Annotated in this window: 18 protein-coding genes; 11 read left to right on the top strand and 7 right to left on the bottom strand. The window is 59.5% G+C overall.

Annotation, left to right across the window (positions count from 1 at the left end):
• Nucleotides 1–29 precede the first annotated feature (29 nt).
• Nucleotides 30–2,705 (top strand): two-component system sensor histidine kinase KdpD, encoded by a 2,676-nt coding sequence (gene kdpD / locus F3J36_RS16650; RefSeq protein WP_166720063.1) that lies wholly within the window; start codon nucleotides 30–32, stop codon nucleotides 2,703–2,705.
• A 54-nt stretch (nucleotides 2,706–2,759) separates the two neighbouring features.
• Nucleotides 2,760–3,260 carry a TIGR00645 family protein gene (locus tag F3J36_RS16645; protein WP_021507874.1) on the top strand — a complete coding sequence of 167 codons (501 nt, stop codon included), beginning with the start codon at nucleotides 2,760–2,762 and terminating at the stop codon, nucleotides 3,258–3,260.
• A gap of 103 nt (nucleotides 3,261–3,363) precedes the next feature.
• Here the strand turns inward: F3J36_RS16645 and F3J36_RS16640 are convergent, their stop codons facing one another.
• Nucleotides 3,364–4,293, bottom strand: coding sequence for a LysR family transcriptional regulator (locus F3J36_RS16640; RefSeq protein WP_059012526.1), 930 nt, complete (start codon nucleotides 4,291–4,293; stop codon nucleotides 3,364–3,366).
• Between the two features lie 93 nt (nucleotides 4,294–4,386).
• On the opposite strand from F3J36_RS16640, the gene F3J36_RS16635 reads away from it, so the two are divergent.
• The 4 genes from F3J36_RS16635 to F3J36_RS16620 all read left to right on the top strand — a co-directional run bounded on the left by F3J36_RS16635 (nucleotide 4,387) and on the right by F3J36_RS16620 (nucleotide 8,430).
• On the top strand, nucleotides 4,387–5,595 hold the full coding sequence (locus F3J36_RS16635) for an MFS transporter (RefSeq protein ID WP_031279767.1): 1,209 nt from the start codon (nucleotides 4,387–4,389) through the stop codon (nucleotides 5,593–5,595).
• Nucleotides 5,596–5,648: 53 nt separating this feature from the next.
• Entirely contained in the window at nucleotides 5,649–6,998 is a 1,350-nt protein-coding gene (locus F3J36_RS16630) for a sodium:proton antiporter (RefSeq protein ID WP_166720062.1), read from the top strand.
• 26 nt (nucleotides 6,999–7,024) lie between these two features.
• On the top strand, nucleotides 7,025–7,372 hold the full coding sequence (locus F3J36_RS16625; RefSeq protein WP_021507870.1) for a hypothetical protein: 348 nt from the start codon (nucleotides 7,025–7,027) through the stop codon (nucleotides 7,370–7,372).
• A 161-nt stretch (nucleotides 7,373–7,533) separates the two neighbouring features.
• Nucleotides 7,534–8,430, top strand: a complete 897-nt coding sequence (locus F3J36_RS16620; protein ID WP_166720061.1) for an alpha/beta hydrolase — start codon at nucleotides 7,534–7,536, stop codon at nucleotides 8,428–8,430.
• 301 nt (nucleotides 8,431–8,731) lie between these two features.
• Here F3J36_RS16620 and F3J36_RS16615 read toward each other — a convergent pair whose 3' ends face one another.
• Nucleotides 8,732–9,649, bottom strand: coding sequence for a bestrophin family protein (locus F3J36_RS16615; RefSeq protein ID WP_031279808.1), 918 nt, complete (start codon nucleotides 9,647–9,649; stop codon nucleotides 8,732–8,734).
• Between the two features lie 253 nt (nucleotides 9,650–9,902).
• Between F3J36_RS16615 and F3J36_RS16610 the strand changes: the two genes are divergently transcribed.
• Nucleotides 9,903–10,544 (top strand): hydrolase, encoded by a 642-nt coding sequence (locus F3J36_RS16610; RefSeq protein WP_166720060.1) that lies wholly within the window; start codon nucleotides 9,903–9,905, stop codon nucleotides 10,542–10,544.
• A 1-nt stretch (nucleotide 10,545) separates the two neighbouring features.
• Here the strand turns inward: F3J36_RS16610 and F3J36_RS16605 are convergent, their stop codons facing one another.
• Nucleotides 10,546–11,448 carry a LysR substrate-binding domain-containing protein gene (locus tag F3J36_RS16605; protein ID WP_166720059.1) on the bottom strand — a complete coding sequence of 301 codons (903 nt, stop codon included), beginning with the start codon at nucleotides 11,446–11,448 and terminating at the stop codon, nucleotides 10,546–10,548.
• Nucleotides 11,449–11,543: 95 nt separating this feature from the next.
• On the opposite strand from F3J36_RS16605, the gene F3J36_RS16600 reads away from it, so the two are divergent.
• Entirely contained in the window at nucleotides 11,544–12,365 is an 822-nt protein-coding gene (locus F3J36_RS16600; protein WP_166720058.1) for an SDR family oxidoreductase, read from the top strand.
• Between the two features lie 95 nt (nucleotides 12,366–12,460).
• Here F3J36_RS16600 and F3J36_RS16595 read toward each other — a convergent pair whose 3' ends face one another.
• The 3 genes from F3J36_RS16595 to gorA form a co-directional block, all read right to left on the bottom strand.
• The gene (locus F3J36_RS16595; protein WP_166720057.1) at nucleotides 12,461–13,264 is read right to left on the bottom strand and encodes a hypothetical protein; all 804 of its coding nucleotides are present in this window, start codon (nucleotides 13,262–13,264) and stop codon (nucleotides 12,461–12,463) included.
• 70 nt (nucleotides 13,265–13,334) lie between these two features.
• Nucleotides 13,335–14,267, bottom strand: a complete 933-nt coding sequence (locus F3J36_RS16590; protein ID WP_166720056.1) for a nucleoside recognition domain-containing protein — start codon at nucleotides 14,265–14,267, stop codon at nucleotides 13,335–13,337.
• Nucleotides 14,268–14,408: 141 nt separating this feature from the next.
• Nucleotides 14,409–15,761 carry a glutathione-disulfide reductase gene (gorA, locus tag F3J36_RS16585; RefSeq protein WP_058770933.1) on the bottom strand — a complete coding sequence of 451 codons (1,353 nt, stop codon included), beginning with the start codon at nucleotides 15,759–15,761 and terminating at the stop codon, nucleotides 14,409–14,411.
• Between the two features lie 130 nt (nucleotides 15,762–15,891).
• On the opposite strand from gorA, the gene rnz reads away from it, so the two are divergent.
• Complete coding sequence (gene rnz, locus F3J36_RS16580) at nucleotides 15,892–16,803, top strand: ribonuclease Z (protein WP_166720055.1); 912 nt, start codon at nucleotides 15,892–15,894, stop codon at nucleotides 16,801–16,803.
• Between the two features lie 3 nt (nucleotides 16,804–16,806).
• On the opposite strand, the gene F3J36_RS16575 is transcribed toward rnz, so the two are convergent.
• A complete protein-coding gene (locus tag F3J36_RS16575) occupies nucleotides 16,807–17,649 on the bottom strand; it encodes a 23S rRNA (adenine(2030)-N(6))-methyltransferase RlmJ (protein ID WP_021508100.1) in 843 nt (280 codons plus the stop codon).
• A gap of 336 nt (nucleotides 17,650–17,985) precedes the next feature.
• Here F3J36_RS16575 and F3J36_RS24085 point away from each other — a divergent pair, with 336 nt between their 5' ends.
• Together F3J36_RS24085 and F3J36_RS16565 are read left to right on the top strand one after the other, a co-directional pair.
• The gene (locus F3J36_RS24085; protein WP_021508101.1) at nucleotides 17,986–18,435 is read left to right on the top strand and encodes a hypothetical protein; all 450 of its coding nucleotides are present in this window, start codon (nucleotides 17,986–17,988) and stop codon (nucleotides 18,433–18,435) included.
• A 133-nt stretch (nucleotides 18,436–18,568) separates the two neighbouring features.
• A complete protein-coding gene (locus tag F3J36_RS16565) occupies nucleotides 18,569–20,671 on the top strand; it encodes a hypothetical protein (RefSeq protein ID WP_166720054.1) in 2,103 nt (700 codons plus the stop codon).
• The last annotated feature ends 139 nt before the right edge of the window (nucleotides 20,672–20,810 follow it).

The raw sequence follows: 20,810 nt of genomic DNA, 5'->3' as shown, positions 1-20,810 counted from the left end.
TTGGTGCACGCGATAAAAATGGACCTCGCATGAACGACGAATTACCGCGCCCCGATCCCGATGCCCTGCTGCTCAATCACAGCGACAGCCATCGCGGTAAACTGAAAATCTACTTCGGCGCCTGCGCGGGCGTAGGGAAAACCTACGCCATGCTGCAGGAGGCGCAGCGCCTGCGGGCGCAGGGGCTGGACGTGCTGGCTGGCGTGGTCGAAACCCACGGCCGTGAAGAGACCGCCGCGCTGCTGCAGGGGCTGGCGGTGCTGGCGCGGCGCGCCACCGGTCGGTCGCGCCATGCGGAGTTCGACCTCGACGCCGCGCTGGCGCGCCATCCGGCGGTGATCCTGATGGATGAACTGGCGCACACCAACGTGCAGGGCTCGCGCCATCCCAAGCGCTGGCAGGACATTGAAGAGCTGCTGGATGCCGGTATCGACGTGATTACCACCGTCAACGTGCAGCATCTGGAGAGCCTGAATGACGTGGTGGGCGGCGTCACCGGCATTCAGGTGCGCGAAACCGTACCCGATCCCTTTTTCGACAGCGCCGATGAAGTGGTGCTGGTGGATCTGCCGCCGGACGATCTGCGTCAGCGGCTGAAAGAGGGCAAAGTGTATGTCGGCGACCGCGCCGAGCGCGCCATCGAAAATTTCTTCCGCAAAGGCAACCTGTTCGCGCTGCGTGAACTGGCGCTGCGTCGCACGGCCGACCGGGTAGACGATCAGATGCGCGCCTGGCGCGATCAGCAGGGGCGCGACAAAGTGTGGCACACGCGCGACGCGATTCTGCTGTGCATCGGTGACGACACCGGCAGTGAAAAGCTGGTACGCACCGCCGCCCGTCTCGCTGCCCGGCTCGGCAGCGAGTGGCATGCGGTGTATGTGGAAACGCCGCGCCTCAACCGACTGCCGGAAGCGCAGAGGCGCGCCATTCTGCGCACGCTGCAGCTGGCGCAGGAGCTGGGCGCGGAGACCGCCACGCTGTCCGATCCGGACGAGGCGCGCGCAGTGCTGCGCTATGCGCGCGAGCACAATCTCGGCAAAATTGTTACCGGCCGGCAGCCGCAGCGGCGCTGGCGACGCGACAGCTTTGCCCAGCGTCTCGGCGAGCTGGGGCCGGAGCTCGACCTGCTGGTAGTGGCGCTCGATGAGCCGGTGCGCGATGTGCCAGCGGCCCTGAGCGGCCAGCGTGCCAGCGGCGAGAAATGGCGGCTGCACCTGCGCGGTTGCCTGATGGCGATCGCGCTGTGCGTGCTGGTGACGCTGATCGGCCGCTGGTGGCTGGTGGAGTTTGATACCGCCAACGCGGTGATGATCTATCTGCTGGCGGTGGTGCTGGTGGCGCTGCGCTTTGGCCGTTGGCCGTCGGTATTCGCCACGGTAATCAATATTCTGGCCTTCGACCTGGTGTTTGTGGCTCCTACCGGCACGGTGGCGGTATCGGATCTGCAATATCTGGTGACCTTTGCGGTGATGCTGGCAGTCGGGGTGATTGTCGGCAATCTCACCGCCGGCGTGCGCTATCAGGCGCGGGTGGCGCGCTACCGTGAACAGCGCGCGCGTCATCTGTATGAGATGGCGAAATCGCTCGGCAGCGCGCTGACGCCGCAGGATATCGCCGCCACCAGCCAGCGCGTTATTGAGGTGACGCTGCAGGCGCGCAGCCAGCTGCTGCTGCCCGACGAACAGGGTGAGCTGCAGTCGGCGGGTGAAAGCACCATCGGGACGCCGCCCGACCTCGGCATCGCCAAATGGAGCTACAGCAAAGGGCAACCAGCCGGTGCCGGCACCGATACGTTACCGGCGGTGCCGTACCAGATTCTGCCGCTGAAAAGCGGGGCGCACTGCCGCGGCCTGCTGGTGGTTGAGCCGGACAACCTGCGCCAGCTGATGATTCCCGAACAGCAGCGGCTGGTGGAGACCTTTACGGTGCTGATTGCCAACGCGCTGGAACGCATGGCGCTGTCGCACAGCGAAGCCGCGTCACGGCTGGCCGCCGAGCGTGAGCAGTTGCGTAATGCGCTGCTATCGGCGCTGTCCCACGATCTGCGCACGCCGCTGACGGTGTTGTTTGGCCAGGCTGAGATGCTGATGCTGGACCTCGCCAGCGAGCAGTCGAAATACGTTGGCCAGGCCAATCAGATCCGCGAACAGACGCTGAGCACCATCCGGCTGGTGAGTAACATGCTGGATATGGCGCGCATTCAATCCGGCGGGCTCAACCTGCGCGAAGAGTGGGTGGCGCTGGACGAGGTGATTGGCGGCGCGCTAAGCAGCATGGGACCGTCGCTGAAAGGGCACGACTTTACGCTGGATTTGCCGCCGGAGCTGGTGCTGATCAAAGGCGACAGCGCAATGCTGGAGCGGGTATTTACTAACCTGATCGAAAACAGCCTGAAGTATGCCGGCAATGCCGCGCAGCACGGCATTCGCGCCTGGCGCGATAAAGCGCGGCTGGAGATCGCTGTCTGGGATAACGGACCGGGTATTGCGCCGGAGAATCTGACGCGCATTTTTGACAAGTTTGCCCGCGGCGACAAGGAGTCGGCCGTGCCGGGCGTCGGGCTGGGGCTGGCTATCAGCAAAACCATTATTGAGTCGCATCGCGGACGCATCTGGGCGGAAAACCGGCCGCAGGGCGGGGCGGTGTTTCGCCTGTCGCTGCCGCTGCCAGTCGCGCCTGAAATTTCTGAAGAAGCACTGAAATAACTTCACATAAGTTCGGTTATACTCGATGGCTTGTCTGTTGATAAATGGGAACTTATGGAACGTTTTACCGAAAACCTGATGTATGCATCGCGCTGGCTGCTGGCACCGGTTTACATTGGACTTTCGCTGGGGCTGCTGGCGCTGACGGTTAAATTTTTTCAGGAAATTTTTCACCTGCTGCCCAACATTCTCAGCATCGCGGAAAACGATCTGATTCTGCTGCTGCTGTCGCTGGTGGACATGACGCTGGTCGGTGGCCTGCTGGTCATGGTGATGCTGTCCGGCTATGAGAACTTTGTCTCCAAGCTGGATATTGATGAAAGCAAAGAGAAGCTAAGCTGGCTCGGCAAGATGGATTCCGGCTCGCTGAAAAACAAAGTGGCAGCTTCGATTGTGGCGATCTCATCGATTCACCTGCTGCGTATTTTTATGGACGCGCGTAACGTCGCCAACGAAAAGCTGATGTGGTACGTGATCATCCACCTGACCTTCGTGCTGTCGGCCTTTGTGATGGGCTGGCTGGATAATATGTCGAAGGTTGAAAAGAAATCGTGACCTTCACGCACGATCTGACCCATTGCACCAGGTGCGCATGAATGCGCACCCTGTAAAAACCCGCAATGTCCCGTAGGGTCGCCATTCATGGCGACCTGGCCCATTACCGCACCGGCTGCGTGCCGGTCAGCTGCGGCATCACGTCCCTGATCATCGCGAAAAAATGCTGCAGGCGGGCCGGATAATAACTGGCCCACGGGTAGGTCAGCCACACCGGCAGCGGCGGCGCCTGCCAGTCGGGCACCAGCTGCACCAGCGCGCCGCTGGCTAAATCCTCCTGCACCACCCATGACGACACAATCGCGGCGCCCATGCCCGCCAGCGCGGCTTTGCGTACCGCGTACAGGCTATCGCTGGCGAGGCGCGGGGCAATCGCCAGGTTGATCGGCTGGCCGTCGCTGAGACGCTGCAGCGCAATTTCATTACGATAAAAACTGGTCAGCGCCAGCCACGGCAGCTGCGTCAGCTGGGTAACCTCTTTCACCGGCGCATGAGCCGCCAGCAGCGCCGGTGCCGCAACGACAAAGCGCGGCACTTCCGCCAGCAGCACCGCCACCACCGACGGATCGGTGGGCGCGCCGACCTGAATGGCGCAGTCAACGTTTTCACTGACAAAGTCCGGCGTGCGGTCGTTGAGCATCCACTCCACTGCCAGGCGCGGATAGCGCTGCAGATAATCCATCAGCGGTGCAATCAACTGATCCTGACCAAATGCATGCGGCGCACGCACGCGCAGGGTGCCGATCGGGTCGTCATTCGCGCCGGTTAACTCATCTTCCAGCGCGTGCCAGGTCGCCACCAGCTGCCGCGCCTGGGCATAGCAGCGCTCTCCGTCGTCGGTGAGTTTCAGCGCATGGGTGGTGCGTAAAATCAGTTTCAGGCCGAGCCGCTGCTCCAGCGCCTGCAGACGGCGACTCACGGTGGGCTGGGTGGTGCCGAGCTGCGCCGCGGCCGCCGATAGCGAGCCGCTTTCAACAATGCGGATAAACGTCTGCATCAGTTCGATGCGGTCAACGCTGGTGAATGTGCTCATACGTAACCTGCATAACAGTTCTGTGTCATAGCAGTCTACCGCGTATGGCCGCAACGCGCTTTAATAAGCGCATTATCCCGGGGGAAAACCACTATGTCTGCCATGTCTCAATCTTCTGCCATGCCTGCTGAAAAGCTGCCGGCGCCGCTGGTGTTTACGCTGGCGGCCGGTGCCGGTCTCAGCGTGGCATCGATTTACTACAGCCAGCCGATGCTGGATATCATCAGTAAGCAGTTCAACGTGGGCATCGGCAGCGTTGGTATGGTACCGATGCTGACCCAGGCCGGTTACGCGCTGGGGATTCTGCTGCTGGCCCCGCTCGGTGACCGCCACGATCGCCGCACCATCATTCTGGTTAAAGGCTTGCTGCTGGTCGCTGCGCTGCTGCTGTGCGGCTTTTCCGGCGGTATCAATGCGTTGCTGATCGCCAGCTTTGTTACCGGATTAACCGCTACCGTGGCGCAGGACATTGTGCCGGCGTCGGCGGCGCTGGCACCGGAGCGCAGCCGTGGCAAAACCGTCGGCACGGTGATGACCGGGCTGCTGGTCGGCATTCTGCTGTCGCGCGTGGTGAGCGGCGTGGTGGCGGAGTATCTGGGCTGGCGCACCATGTACATGATGGCGGCGGCGGCGGTGCTGCTGAGCAGTCTGGCGCTGTGGCGCGCGCTACCACGCTTTACGCCGGGCACCACAGTGAGCTATCCGCGTCTGCTGCTGTCGCTGGCGCATCTGTGGCAGCATCACCAGACGCTGCGCCGTGCGGCGCTGGCGCAGGGCCTGCTGTCGGTAAGTTTTAGCGCTTTCTGGTCTACCCTGGCGCTGATGCTGAGCGATCGCTTCCATCTCGACAGCGCCGTGGCAGGGGCCTTCGGTCTGGCCGGTGCCGCCGGTGCGCTGGCCGCGCCACTGGCGGGCAGTTTTGCCGACCGCATCGGCCCGGCGCGTGTCACCCAGTATGGCGCCACGCTGGTGATGGTGTCGTTTGCCCTGATGTTCCTGCTGCCGGTACTGCCGGTGCCGGCGCAGCTTGGCCTGATTATCCTCAGCACCATCGGCTTTGACCTTGGCGTGCAGGCCACGCTGGTGGCGCATCAGACGCTGGTCTACAGCCTGGCGCCGGAAGCGCGCAGCCGCCTCAATGCGCTGATGTTCACCGTGGTGTTTATCGGTATGGCGACCGGCGCGGCGCTCGGCAGCCTGGCGCTGGCCCATTTCGGCTGGAATGGCGTGGTCAGCCTTGCGACGGCTGCCGCTGTGCTTGCGCTGCTGATTCGCCTCGCCAGTCGCCATCTGCAAAACTAATTCACGATCCTGTGCCAGGCTTAAAGGAGAATGTTATTTAAAAACGGAGCGTTATGAACTTCCTGGCCTGGACCGCCCTTACTGGCGGTCTGCTACTTTTGATGTCACTGGCTTCCGGCTGGATTCACCGGGGGCCGGTGACGTCTTTTGGTCTCTACCTGTTCGCGGGCATTCTGTGCGGCCCGTGGATGCTTAATCTGCTGCAAATCGACATTATCGGCCACGCCGAGCTCGCCGCCCATATCACCGAAATCACCATGGCCGCCTCGCTGTTTATCACCGGGCTCAAGCTGCGTCTGCCGATGAGCGCGCACGCGTGGCGCGTCGGGCTGCGGCTGGCATTCCCGGCGATGCTGCTGACCGTCGGCGGCATGGCCTGCCTGATTCACTGGATTACCGGCTTTGGCTGGCCGCTGTCGCTGGCGTTTGGTGCCATTGTTGCCCCGACCGACCCGGTGCTTGCCAGCCTGATCTCCGTTAACGATGCGCGCGATGACGATGCGCTGCGCGTGGCGCTCTCCAGCGAGGCCGGCATGAACGATGGTTCGGCGCTGCCGCTGCTGATGCTGGCGCTGCTGCTGATGCATCCGGGCGCCTTCAGTCTGGAGCTGCTGGGCGGCTGGGCAGTGCGCGATGTGGTGTGGGCGATTGGCGGCGGCCTGGCAATTGGTTATCTGCTCGGACGGCTGATCGGCCAGCTGGCGACCCATCTGCGCAGCGCGCATCACGACGTGGCGCCCAATGATTTCCTCGCGCTGGCGCTGATCGCCCTGAGCTACGCGGCGGCGCAGTCGGTGGATGCGTCTGGCTTCCTTGCCACTTTTGCGGCAGGCGTTGGCTTACGCCGCGCCGAGCTGCGCGTGACTAAACGCTTTCCACTGGAAGATTTACCGGAAGAGAAGCGCTACCTGCCGGCAGAGGTGCTGGTCAATCCTAACCAGCGCCTGAAGCAGGGGGGCGGCAGCCCGGTAAAATCGGTCGGCCTGGTGGTCGGCGATGCGCTGTCGTTTGGTGATACTATCGAACGCCTGCTGGCGGCAGCGATGATGGTGGTGCTGGGCATTACGCTGGCGCATCACTGGAATCTCACCGGCATCGGCCTGGCGCTGCTGCTGTTTGTGGTAGTGCGGCCGCTGGCGGTATGGCTGACCACCTGGCGCTGCGAAATGCCGTTTATGCGGCGGATGCTGATTGGCTGGCTGGGGATTCGCGGCATCGGTAGTATCAATTATATTGCTTATGCCTGGGTGCACGGCCTGCAGGGCCCGCAGGCGGAGCAGATGATGGATATGGCGCTGACGCTGGTGGTGTGCAGCATTGTGCTGCACGGCATCACGGTGACGCCGCTACTGAACTGGCGTGCTGCCCGGCAGGCGGCACGCGCGCAGCAAGACGAAACGTGATTTTCTGGAAATAACGGGAGCTTATTATGAAAGCATTGCTTATCGCCCTGGTAGGGCTGTCGCTGTCTGCCAGCGCGCTGGCGGATGATACGGATGCCGACGCGCAGGAGAATATCTACGCCAGCCAGCTGTGCCACATTGTTAGCGGGGAGCAGAAAACCGGTGACATGCAGAGCTACACTGAGAAAATGAAGTCACAGCTGGCGGCCAGCCAGTCACCGTCGGCCATGAACAAGCCCTCCTTCAACGAGGAAACCGCCCAGGAAGTGGTCAACGGCTGGCTGGAGCTGGGCGAAGAAGAGCGGGCGAAGCTGCGTCACGATCAGCAGCAGTGCGAGCAGACGGTGATGACTCAATTCCAGCAGCAGGATTAATTTTCCCTTCTCTTCGTGAATACGCGCCTTTTCTGGCGCGTTTTTTTATGGCTTTTTTGTACGAAATGCGTACATTATCGCCAGATTGAAACAGGACCTGCATCACATAATGAGACGCCGCCTCCGGGCTGGCGCATTTTCCATACCGGCTACTGGGCAAGATGATTACACGGCGTCGTTTTCTGTTGGCTAGCGGAGCAACCGTACTCTCCATGACGGCGGGCAAACTGTTTGCCCGGGATGATATTATTCCGCTCTGGCCGGACGACCCACCGGGTGGCGGCGGTCCGTCTGGCCTGCTGAAAGTCAGCGCTAACGGTTCGTGGACCAATATCGTTTCTCCCGCCATTCAGCGCTTTCGTCCGGAGAATCCCAACGGTGAAGCGGTGATCGTTGCGGCTGGTGGCGGCTACCGTTTTATCGGCATGGGGCGCGAAGCCTGGCCGGTCGCGCGCTGGCTTAATGCCAACGGGTATACCGCCTACGTGCTGAGCTACCGACTGCCGGGTGAAAAGTGGCAGGCCGGCAGAATGGCGCCGCTGCAGGATGCGCAGCGCGCGATTCGCATGGTGCGCGCGATGGAAAACAAGGTGCACCTGCTGGGCTTTTCGGCCGGCGGCCATCTGCTCGGCATGGCGGCAGCGCGGCCTGACTTCGTCACCTATTCACCGCAGGATTCGCTGGACGACATCCGGCCATCCGCAGACAGCGTCGGGCTGATTTACCCGGTTATCACCCTTGAAGCGCCATATCAGCACACCCGTACTCATCAGATGATCGTGGGCAATGACGCCACGCCGACCCAGGAAGCCAACTGGTCAGTGCAAAATTACGTTACCCGCGCCTACCCGCCAACCTTCCTGGCGCAGGCGGAGGACGATCATACCTCCAACCCCCACAACACCGAGCTGATGCGCGACGCCTGCCGCCGTATGCGCGTGCCGGTTGAGCTAATCGAACTGAGCAGCGGCGGCCACGGCTTTGGCCTCGGTAAAGCCGGCACCCCCGCCGCGCTGTGGGACCAGGCGTATGTCCGCTGGCTGGATAAGCTGGGTTAACTTCTTTACTGGCGCATCAATCCAGGAGTGCTTGCAACGGCGCTGCAATAACCCTCCGCACAAACCGTAGCGGCGCAATTTATTGCGCAAAAAACAGCGGCGCAGCAGTCGGATTAGCGCGATAAATCGCGCCGCTACAATGTGTGCAGGATGATGGTGCAGAAATAAAATGCCGCACGAACCGTAGCGGCGCAATTTATTGCGCAAAAAACAGCGGCGCAGCGGTCGGATTAGCGCGATAAATCGCGCCGCTACGATGCGGTGCGCTCAGCGAGCATGGCGATTGAATCAGCTCGTGCCGTCACGTCAGATTAAAATACCGGTCCGGCTGGCTCGCTGCCGGCAGCGGGAAATCGTTGTTCATCGCTTTCAGATTGCGTTCGATATTCACGCACAGCGCGTCCAGCGGCAGGTGATTGGGCGCGGTGCCGAACGGATCTTCCAGCTCCTCCGCCAGCGACTCCAGCGACAAAAATGTGTACGAAATAAACACCGACACCAGCGGCGTCATCAGGTGCAAATCCGCCACCAGCGCGAACGGCAGCAGGGTGCAGAACAGATACACCGTGCGGTGCAGAATCAGGCTGTAGGCGAAGGGAATCGGTGTGCTGGCCAGCCGGTCGCAGCCACCCAGATACGCCGACAGATGGTTGAGGTTGTCATCAATACTCTGCCAGACGATATCCGTCACTAATCCCTCATCACGCCGCTGCGCCAGCCATTCGCCCATGCATAACATGATTTGCGAGGTCGGCATCGGATGGCCGAGCACCGCGGCGTGCCACGCGGGCGGCAACAGCCGCTGCAGATCGGCCTGGGCATCGGTTTTACGCAGCCGGTGTTTCAGGCTCCAGCTAAACGCCAGCTGCAGCCCGATAAACTCCTGCACCTGTTCCGCACGCAGTCCGCGCAGCGTTTTCACCTGGCGCAGCAGCGAGCGCTGAGTGATGTGCATATTGCCCCACAGCGTGCGCGCCTCGATAAAGCGCGCGTAGCTGGCGTTATTGCGAAAGCCAAGAAAGATGGCGATCGACACGCCAATCAGGCTGAACGGTGCGGTGGTCAGGTGAATGCCGAGCGTGGAATACCAGGGATAACCCAGAATGGCGATCACTGACATCAGCAGGTTAAGCGACAGGCGGAACGCAATGCGAGACAGCACTGAGCCGTGCCAGTCAAACAACCGGAGAAACCAGTGTTGATGAGGACGTACGATCATTTTGCGATGGTGTTTTTTATGATTTTGTCGCCACAGATTACGCCCGTCGCAGGCGCAGAATCAACGCCGGTGAGCCGCTGTTTTACCAGCAAAAACGCTGCGCTTTGGACAATTAATCTATTTAAATCAAGCTTCTAAAAACGCTTTGAACAAGTTGTAAAATTCTTTGCGTTATCTCTTTGTCCGCGCTTTCTCTAAAGTTTATTCCAGCAGCACAACACACAAATTTAAAACCACTTTAGAGGAAACTATCATGTCTAAACTCGACCTGCTTGACCCACAGAACTCAACCCTGATCTTCATCGACCACCAGCCACAGATGGCGTTTGGTGTCGCCAATGTTGACCGCCAGCAGCTCAAAAATAACACCGTCGCCCTGGCGAAAGCGGGGAAAATTTTCGACGTGCCGGTGATTTACACCTCGGTAGAAACGGAAAGCTTCAGCGGCTACATCTGGCCAGAACTGCTGGCGGTGCACCCGGAATCGAAGCCGATTGAGCGTACCTCCATGAACTCCTGGGAAGACGCGAAATTTGTCGAGGCGGTAGAGAAAACCGGCCGCAAAAAACTGATCATCTCGGCGCTGTGGACCGAAGTGTGCCTGACTTTCCCGGCTCTGATGGCGCTGAAAGCCGGTTACGAAGTGTATGTGGTGACCGATACCTCCGGCGGCACCAGTGTTGATGCGCACGAACGTTCCGTGCAGCGCATGGTGCAGGCGGGTGCGGTGCCGGTGACCTGGCAGCAGGTACTGCTGGAGTACCAGCGCGACTGGTCACGCAAAGAGACCTACGATGCAGTGATGGATCTGGTGCGTGAGCACAGCGGTGCCTACGGCATGGGCGTCGACTACGCCTACACCATGGTGCACAAAGCGCCGCAGCGTCAGGGCTGATTCAGCGGTGATGCGGCAGGCGGGTTTTCAATGCGTCGATAAACAGCCGCAGCGCCATCGACTGATGCCGGTTCGGCGGGAACCACAGCGCGATTCCCGCCGACTGAATGCGCCAGTCGGCCAGCAGCTCCACTAATTTTCCCTGCTGCAGTGCCTCGCTAACGTACAGCGAAGGCACGAACGCAATGCCTGAACCGTTGATGGCCGCGCGCGCCATCAGCGCGTTATTGTCTAACGTCAGCGTACCCGGCACGTCAATCTCCAGACTTTCTTCCGCACTCTGATACTCCCAGCGATAGCGTTTGCCCCCGGGCAGGCGATGACGAATACACTGCTGCTGCAGTAAATCCTGCGGCTGACGCACCGGCGCGTGCGCCGCCAGATAGTCGGGCGAGGCTACGGTAACGAATGTCAGCGGGCCGCCGAGCGCAATAGCCACCATATCCTGCGGCACATCTTCAATCAGCCGGATACCGGCATCAAACCCGGCGGCGGTGATATCCACCAGCGCGCCCTGGGCGGCGAAATCAAGCTGAATACCGGGATAGCGCGCGCTGAACTCGGGCACCACCTGATCCAGCAGCAGGCCAATCACCACATCGCTGGCGCTGATGCGCAGCGTACCGTACTGCTGCTGGCGGCTCAGGCTGACGTCGTGCAGCACCTCATCCATCTGATTGAGCAGCGGCGCGAGACGCTGTAATAGCTGCTCACCGGCGTCGGTCAGCGACACGCTGCGTGTGGTGCGCTGAAACAGCTGCACGCCGAGGTTGTGCTCCAGCGTTTTCACCAGGTGGCTGAGCGAAGATCGCTTCAGGCCAAGCAGCTCGGCAGCGCGCCGGAAGCTGCGCTGCTCGCCCAGCGTTTTGATCGCCTGCAGTTCGTGCCAGGAAGGGCGTTTCATTGGTGGTATTTCCTCACCAGGTCATGTGCAATTGGGGAGATTATGACCACCAGTAAAGCGATCTATCATCAGGTTTTCAACATGAGGAGCGCAAAATGAAAACCTGGTTAATTACCGGTGCCAGCAGCGGACTGGGCCGACTGATGAGTGAACGTTTACTTGAGCGTGGCGATCGCGTGGTGGCAACGGTGCGCCGCGAGCAGGCGCTGGCCAATTTGCAGCAGCAATATGGCGATCGGCTACTGGTGATGCGGCTGGATCTGGCCGAAACGACCAGTATCGCACCGGCCATCGCCACCGCCTTTGCCCGCGTCGGACGTATTGATGTGGTGGTAAGCAACGCCGCTTACGGTCTGTTTGGCGCGGCGGAAGAGCTCAGCGACGCGCAGATTGCACGCCAGATCGCCACCAATCTCACCGGATCGATCCAGCTGATTCGCGCTGTCATCCCGCATTTGCGCCAGCAGGGCGGTGGCCGCATTGCGCAGATCTCGTCCGAGGGCGGTCAGGTGGCGTATCCCAATTTCAGCCTGTATCACGCCAGCAAATGGGGCATTGAAGGTTTTGTCGAAGCGGTGCGCCAGGAAGTCGCCAGCTTTGGCATCGAGCTGCTGCTGGTGGAGCCGGGCCCGACCGTCACCAACTTCGCCAGCGGGCTGGATATCGCCGCGCCGCTCGACGCCTATCGTGACAACGCATCCGGTCAGTTCCGTCGGGCGATTGAAGCGGGTGACTTTGCTATATTGGGTGATGCCGGAAAATGCGTGGCGGCCACGCTGGCGACGCTGGATCAGGAAACGATGCCGCTGCGGCTGGCGCTCGGCAGCACGGCCTATCAGCACATCGAAGCCGCGCTGGAAGCCCGGCTGGCAGAGCTGCGCGCGCAGAAAGCGCTGGCGTTTGGCGCGGATGCGTAACTTTGCCGTGTCACCTGGTTGCGCAGACCGTTATTAATGGCGGTCTGCGGCTGGTTAACACGGACTGGCTGACATCGTTGGCTCTTTTATTTACCTTAACCATAAAAACGATTTTTATTTTCGTTTTTAACGATATGCTTCAACAGATATTGGCATTTATCAACAACATTGCGGGCATCTTTAAACCCCTTTTCAATCACCGCAATATTTAATGCATGTTCGTCATGGTTAAACTGCATTGGTTCGGTATCGCACATGTTCCAGGCACGCGTTGTCGGTTCTGTCCAGTGATGAACGCTTTCTCCGGACCAGGCAATATTCTCTTTAAGCATTCTCACTGGGTTCCCGCCCCAGCAGCTATTGGAGTGTATCGTTTTCCCCGCCACCAGACTCATGGCACCTATTACGCTGCCGGAGTGGATAGATGAACCTTTTAAAATCATCGCGTTTTGTCCGATCCAAACGTGATCGCCGATATAAATGCTACGGGAATGATTGATGCGCTGATTATCCGCAATGTTATATATCAGATGAGGATCGGCGGTTCGCATCCAGATACCAAAGGAGAGACAACAATGATTGCCAATGATGATATTTTTTTCTTCTGAGAGAATCAGCGTTAACTTTTCATTGAAGTAATTATGTCTGCCGATGAAGCAGACCGAATTTGAGAATGCAATTATTTTAACGATATAGGGTATCGCACTTTGGCTCAAATAAATGATTGAATTATCCGCCCGAAAATCCAGTACGGAATCCTGCAGGACTACGCCCTCCTCACATATCAGAATATTGTTCTTACCATGAAAATTAATCTGGCTATTGATGAGTGTCGGTTCTTTACCGAGAAATTTGTTACCTTCAATAAGCCTGAGCTGCTCTGGATGTAATATTGTCATTTTTCGCTACGTGAGTCGGGATGGCCGCTTTCAAAGCGGCCTGAATCACGTCGATATTAAGCGTTGCGCATCAGAACAGCAGGCTGTGCGCCGTGGCGCGCAGCGCAATGCCGAGCAAAATGCCGGGCACGGCGAAGCGGAACAGGCGCGGAAAACGGCTGGAGAGACCGAGGAAAATGCCGATGCCGGGCAGGTCGAAGGTCTGAATCAGCAGGCCTGCGGAGGCGTTGATGTTGTGCGCACTGTACTGCCCCTGTTCGACCAGACCGGCAACCACGCCGTAATAGGCGGTGCCGCCGGCCAGGCATTTGGTCAGCGCGGGCAGCACATATACCTCGGCGATATGCAGTTTGTTTAACAGCGGTGCCAGCAGCTGCGTCAGCAGCTCAATGGCGCCGGCACTCTTCAGGATGCCCACCACCGACAAGGAAAGGATCAGCATCGGCAGCGAACCGAGCGCGAGGCGAATGGCGTCGGCACCCGAGGTGTTGATGATGGCGATCAGCCCCGGCTTCGTGTCGCTGTTCTCCACGCCCTGGTCTTCATCGCGCAGCGCGACATCGGAAAGTTTGCGGGCAAAAAAATGATAGGTTGAGGCGGCCGCCAGCACGCCGCCGCTGATGGAGAACAGCAGCGCGGCGCTCCAGTTGAGCCCGTCAGGAATCAGCGGATAAAAGGCGTTGGCCTGGCCCATCGCAAACAGCATCGCCAGCGTGGCTGCCATGTGGCGGTCTGACGTGCCGCGCTTCTCCATGATCGCCAGCGCGGCGAGCGGTGCGGCAAAGCTGACAAAATTTAACTGGATGAGTGCGAACAGCGCCAGGCCGGTAATCCCCAGCGGCTTCAGTAACGGCGTGGCGTGGCGTACGACAAAATCCAGCACGCCTTTCACTTCGAGGTATTTCATGATGAATAGCATCACCACCATGATGGGAATCAGGGTGTAAAGCGCGACGTCGACCGCGGCTTTGCCCGACTCCATAATTATGCTGATGATATTCACGTGCTGACGTCGTCCCCTAACCGCAAAACGCTGGCCGCCGGGCCAGCAAAGCAAAAATCATAGCGGGTATGCGCGCTGTTGAGTAGTCAGCAAACAAAAAAGCCCCCAGGCGGGGGCTGCGATGATGGCGCTGAAGCGGTGTTAGCGCATGGTGACGAACTCTTCCGCCGCCGTCGGGTGAATCGCCACGGTGTTGTCGAAGTCTTTTTTGGTGGCACCCATCTTCAGCGCTACCGCAAAGCCCTGCAGCATCTCATCCATGCCGTTGCCGATACCGTGAATACCCACAATCTTCTCTTCCGGCCCCACGCATACCAGCTTCATGCGGCACGGCTGGCGGTGCTGGGTCACGGCGGTATACATGGCGGTGAACGACGATTTGTACACTTTTACCTGGTCGTCGCCATACTGCTCACGCGCCTGCGGTTCGGTCAGACCGACGGTGCCAATCGGCGGATGGCTGAACACCACGGTGGGAACGTTGCTGTAGTCGAGATGCTCGTCCGGCTTGTTATTAAACAGGCGTTCGGACAGGCGACGGCCTGCCGCCACGGCCACCGGCGTCAGCTCGACCGCACCGGTGTTATCACCTACCGCATAGATGCCTTTGACGTTAGTGTTCTGGAACTTGTCGACCTGAATGTAGCCTTTGTCATTCAGCGCCACACCGGTCACCGCCAGGTTGAGATTATCGGTAGCGGGCTCGCGGCCAATTGCCCATACCAGGCAATCCACCGTCTGCTGCTGGCCGTTTTCCAGCTGCAGCGTCAGGCTGCCGTCAGCATTCCTGATCACCGCTTTCGGGATCGATTCGGTGTGCAGCGTCGGACCTTCCGCCTGCATCACTTCTACCAGTGTCTCAACAATCAGCGGGTCGAAGCTGCGCAGCGGCGCATGCTGACGCACAAACAGGTGAGTTTCTGCGCCCAGCGCATTCACCACGCCGGCCAGCTCTACCGCAATATAGCCTGCGCCTACCACCGCAACGCGTTTTGGCAGCGCCTCCAGTTCAAAGAAGCCGTCGGAATCGATGCCGTACTCTGCGCCCGGCACCTGTGGATGGCTGGGACGACCGCCAGTGGCGATCAGGATATGGTCGGCGGTAATGGTCTCGCCGTTCACTTCCACCGTGTGGGCATCGACAAAGCGCGCGAACCCTTTGATCACTTCTACCTGGTTTTTACCCAGCACATTGTCGTACGAGGTGTGGATACGGTCGATGTAGGCGCTGCGGTTTTTCACCAGCGTTGACCAGTCAAAGCGATTAACGGTGGTATCAAAGCCGTAATCCGGACCGTACAGGTGAATTGCTTCGGCGATTTGCGCCGCATGCCACATCACTTTCTTCGGTACACAGCCGACGTTGACGCAGGTGCCGCCCAGCTCTTTCGCTTCGATCAGCGCGCACTTCTGGCCATACATCGCCGCACGGTTAATGGAGGCGATACCGCCGCTGCCGCCGCCAATGGCGAGGTAATCAAAATGTCTGGTCATCCGTTGTGTCCATCTGTTGGAGGAAAACTGGCATAGAGTGTAACGCCGCTTCAGTTACCGGCGCAAAGTTTGCACCTATGTATGTAATAGGGTTGAATGCCGGCAAGGGGTTGGCTCAAAGGAACTTATCATGCACCTGACATTTCTTGGTACCGGCGCGGGCGCGCCCAGCCTGCAGCGCAACGTCACCGCCATTGCGCTGACGCTGTCGAAACGCGGCGAGACCTGGCTGTTCGACTGTGGCGAAGCGACGCAGCATCAGTTTATGCGATCGGCGCTTAAGCCCGGCAAGCTGGAAAAAATCTTTATTACCCATTTGCATGGCGATCACATCTTTGGCCTGCCAGGGCTGCTCACCAGCCGTTCGATGGCGGGCCTGACCGAGCCGATGACGCTGTACGGTCCGAAAGGATTGCGCCAGTTTGTCGAGACCGCGCTCAGCCTGAGTGGCTCTTATACCGGCTATCCGCTGGAGATTGTTGAGATCGAAGCCGGTCCGGTGCTGGATAACGGTGAGTTTCGCGTCACTGCTTATGCGCTGAATCACGTGGTTGAGTGCTATGGCTACCGCATCGAACAGCATGATAAGCCGGGCTTCCTTGACGCACCGCGCCTGAAGGCGGAAGGCGTGCCGCGCGGCCCGTGGTATCAGGATCTGAAGCAGGGCAAACGCATCACGGTGGAAGATGGCCGCGAGATCAACGGCGCCGACTATCTTGGCCCGGCCACCAAAGGCAAAGTGCTGGCGATCTTCGGCGATACCGGCCCTACCGAGGTGGCGTTGCAGCTGGCGGCGAACGCCGATGTGATGGTGCATGAAACCACGCTGGAAGCGGCGATGGCGGAAAAAGCCAACGGGCGCGGCCACTCCACTACGGTGCAGGCGGCCAGCGTGGCACAGCGCGCTGGCGCAAAACGCATGATCGCTACGCACTTTAGCTCGCGCTATTTGTCACAGGATCGGGAAAGGCTACTGGCAGAGTGCCAGTCGGTGTTTCCGGCCACCGAACTGGCGCATGATTTTGCGATATTTGAGGTTTAGCGCTTATTCCGGCACGATTTGCGTCACGCTGTAGTGACCGGTGCCGGCGGGCACCAGTTTCTGGTGCAGCCACGGCAGCAGCTCTTCCATCTGCGCTTTCAGCTTCCACGGCGGGTTGATGACAATCATCCCGGACGCGGTCATGCCGCGCTGATCGCTGTCCGGACGCACTGCCAGCTCGATCTGCAGAATATTGCGAATGCCGGTGGCTTCCAGATCCTTCAGCATGTGCTTGATCTGCTGACGCAACACCACCGGATACCACAGCGCATAGACGCCGGTGGCGAAACGTTTGTGACCTTCCTGAATGCCTTTCACCACATCCTGATAATCGCTTTTCATTTCGTACGGCGGGTCGATAAGGATCAGGCCGCGACGGGTCGGTGGCGGCAGTTTGGCCTTCAGCTGCTGATAACCATCCGCGCGTTCAACGCGGGCGCGCGCATCTTTACTGAACTCACTGCGCAGCAGCGGGTAATCGGTCGGATGCAGTTCGGTGAGCTGCAGCTTGTCCTCGTCGCGCAGCAGATGGCGGGCGATCAGCGGCGAGCCAGGGTAATAGCGCAGCGTGCCGGTTGGGTTGAGGTTGCGAATCGCCGCCAGATAGGGCTTCAGCAGCGCCGGTGCGTCCGGCTGTTGCCAGATACGCGCAATGCCTTCCAGATATTCGCCGGTACGTTCGGCGTGCTCACCGCTCAGCTGGTAACGTCCGGCACCGGCGTGGGTGTCCAGATAGAGGAAAGGTTTCTCCTTCTCCATCAGGGCGGTGAGGATCAGGCTTTCAACGGTGTGTTTCAGCACGTCGGCGTGGTTGCCGGCATGAAAACTGTGGCGATAACTCAGCATAAAAAAGAGGGGTCCGCGGTTGGATCAATCAAGTCGAATAGATCGTGTGTGGCGCGATTATAGCCGCGCCGCATAAAAATTGCTGACGTTTTACCATCCGCTTAAGTTTTCAGCGCGCGGGTCGCTTTAGCGGAATGCGACCGGTCTGGTAGAGAACTAATTTCACGTAGGGATAATTCGACTCTCGAAATTTTACCGCAGATTAAGTAAGTTAGTAGCCGAAAACGAAGCGGTCGCGAGCGAAATGCCAGGAATGCGTCTCTGGCAAGGAAACTTTTCGGCCATGGCCGTATAATTTTTTGCTTCAAGCATCCTTAATAACTCCTGGTGACAATAATGAAAAAAATGACTGGTATCGCGGTGGCAAGCCTGCTGGCACTGGCCGGCTGCGCGAAACAACAGCCTGTTCATAGCCTGGTAACGCCGCCCGCCGCCGACGCTCAGCCGATGGCTGAATCCGCTGCACGGCCTGACGGCCAGCCGTTTGTAACCGAAGCGCCAGCCCAGCCGGCCGCTGCCTCGTTCGCTGACGATCGCGCCAGCAACATTCAGCAGTGCCGTAAAGAGCTGGATGCGATGCGCCTCTACAGCCAGGCGTCTTACGACAGCTACCAGGCGGAATTCCAGAAAATTGGCGCGCAGACCAACAAATATCTGCAGATTAAAGATTCGATCGGCGCGGATATTAACGATTTAGTCATGCCGCGCTATCAGTTCCAGATCCGTGAACTGTGCTTCCGCATTAAAACCCGTCTGTCACAGCTGATTATTCGCCAGGCCGGTTAACAATAACGGCGTAAGCCGACCCCTTTTTTAACAGCGCGACAACCTCGCGCGGTGGATGGCTTCATCTCAATTAACATATTGAGATGAGGCCTTTTGTTTTCTTAGCGGCAAGGAGCCGCGACTGGAGGTTTTGATGACACAGCGTCATCTGCTGGCGGTGCTGATTAGCGCGGCCTTACTGCTACCCGGACAGGCCGCGTCAGCGGCTGATGATGACATGCTGCGCGCGTTCAGCGAAGCAGCGCGCACCCTGCCGCCGGCACCGGCAGCAAAACCACAGCCACCTGCAAAACCGGCCGCTAAACCGGCGGCGAAAACCGTCAGCAAGGCAGAGAAAAAAGCCGCAACAGCGCCCGATCACAATGCGGAACTGACGCGTCTGCGCGCCCGTGTGGCGGAACTGGAAAAGCTTTCTGCGGCACCTGCGGTGAAAGCGGACGATGCGTTAAAGGCGCAGCTGGCTGCCAGCGACAAAAAACTGGCGGCGCTCAGCGCGGAGAAGCAGCAGCAGGAGAAAAACATCGCCACGCTGCAGCAGGCGCTGAAAGAGGCACAGCAGCAGCAAAGCGCCGGCAGCGCCCAGCTGACGAAACAGCTCAGCGACGCGCGCGCAGCGGCCACCCAGAGCGTCGACGCGCTTAAAGCGCTGAAAGCGGAAAACGATAAGGCGCTGGCGGCGCTGCAGGCAGAGAGCAAAAAGCAGCTCAGCGCCCAGCAGGCGGCAAGCGACAAAAAGCTGGCAGCGCTCAGCGCGGAGAAGCAGCAGCAGGAGAAAAACATCGCCACGCTGCAGCAGGCGCTGAAAGAGGCTCAGCAGCAGCAAAGTGCCGGCAGCGCCCAGCTGACGAAACAGCTCAGTGACGCGCGCGCGGCGGCCACCCAGAGCGCCGACGCGCTGAAGGCGCTGAAAGCAGAAAACGACAAGGCGCTGGTGGCGCTGCAGGCAGAGAGCAAAAAGCAGCTCAGTGCCCAGCAGGCGGCAAGCGACAAAAAGCTGGCGGCTCTTAGCACGGAGAAGCAGCAGCAGGAGAAAAACATCGCCACGCTGCAGCAGGCGCTGAAAGAGGCCCAGCAGCAGCAAAGTGCCGGCAGCGCCCAGCTGACGAAACAGCTCAGCGACGCGCGCGCGGCGGCCACCCAGAGCGCTGACGCGCTGAAGACGCTGAAAACGGAAAACGACAAGGCGCTGGCGGCGCTGCAGGCAGAGAGCAAAAAGCAGCTCAGCGCCCAGCAGGCGGCAGGCGACAAAAAGCTGGCGGCCTTACAGGCAGAAAACGACAAGGCGCTGGCGGCACTGCAGGCAGAGAGCAAAAAGCAGCTCAGCGCCCAGCAGGCGGAAAGCGACAAAAAGCTGGCGGCATTACAGGCTGAAAGCAAGCAGCAGCTCAGCGCGCAGCAGGCTGAGAGCGCCCAAAAACTGGCCGCGCAGCAGACGGAAAGCGACAAACAGCTGCAAGCGTTACAGTCACAGCAGACGGAAAGCGAGAAGAAGCTCACCGCGCTGCAGACGCAGCAGGCCGAGCGTGAAAAACAACTCGCCGCGCTGGATAGCGAAAAACAGCAGCAGGCGCAAAATCTGGCGCAGCTGACGCGGGAACTGGAGGCAGCGAAGCAGCAACCGGCCGCCGCGCCGAAACTTTCTGCCCCGAAAAGCGATGCCGAACGCGATGGTTACACGCTGGGTCAGTTCATCGCCAGCAATGCGGTAGTGCAGCTGCAGATGGTCAAAGACATCGGCCTCAGCATCAGTATGGATCAGCTGATTGCCGGCTTAACCACCCAGCTGCAAAGCGGTGATTCGCTGCTTGATGGCGAAGAGATGGCGCGCCGTTACGCCACTATGCAGGCCTCCATTGGCAAAGGACTCAACGCACTGATTGAAAAAGGTTACGCGCAGCTGGACAAGAAAGTGGCGAAGCGTAAAGCGCTGAAGAAAGATCTCGGCATGCAGTGGTTTGCGGTGAAAAGCGTGAAAGGCAAACTGCTGCCGGACCAGCAGGCAGCGGTCAGCGTCCGGGTCACCACTCTGAGCGGCAAGGTAATCAACGATTTTTCACATGATCAGGTGCCGTTCAACGACAGCCTGCCGCCACTGTTGCAGGAAGGCATGTCGCTGACCGGTAAAGGCGGCGCAGTGGAAGGCTGGGCGCTGGCGAAAGATATTTACGAGCGCGAGCCGCTGCCACCGTGGGTCGCGCCGTATGATGTGATCCATTATCAGCTGACCATCAAATAACCTCTGGCCCGCCGTCTGGCGGGCTTTTTTTTCAATATTGCGCGATAAATCGCGCCGCTACTGATTCGTGCACTTATTGTAGCGGCGCGATTCATCGCGCGTTTTTCTCTCTGCCCTTGCGGGTGGCATTGATTTTCCC

It is taken from the genome of Pantoea sp. Cy-640 (assembly GCF_011752635.1).
Taxonomy (GTDB): domain Bacteria; phylum Pseudomonadota; class Gammaproteobacteria; order Enterobacterales; family Enterobacteriaceae; genus Pantoea; species Pantoea dispersa.
Note: the sequence above shows the minus strand (reverse complement) of the source record. Positions and strands in the feature narration are given on the sequence as shown.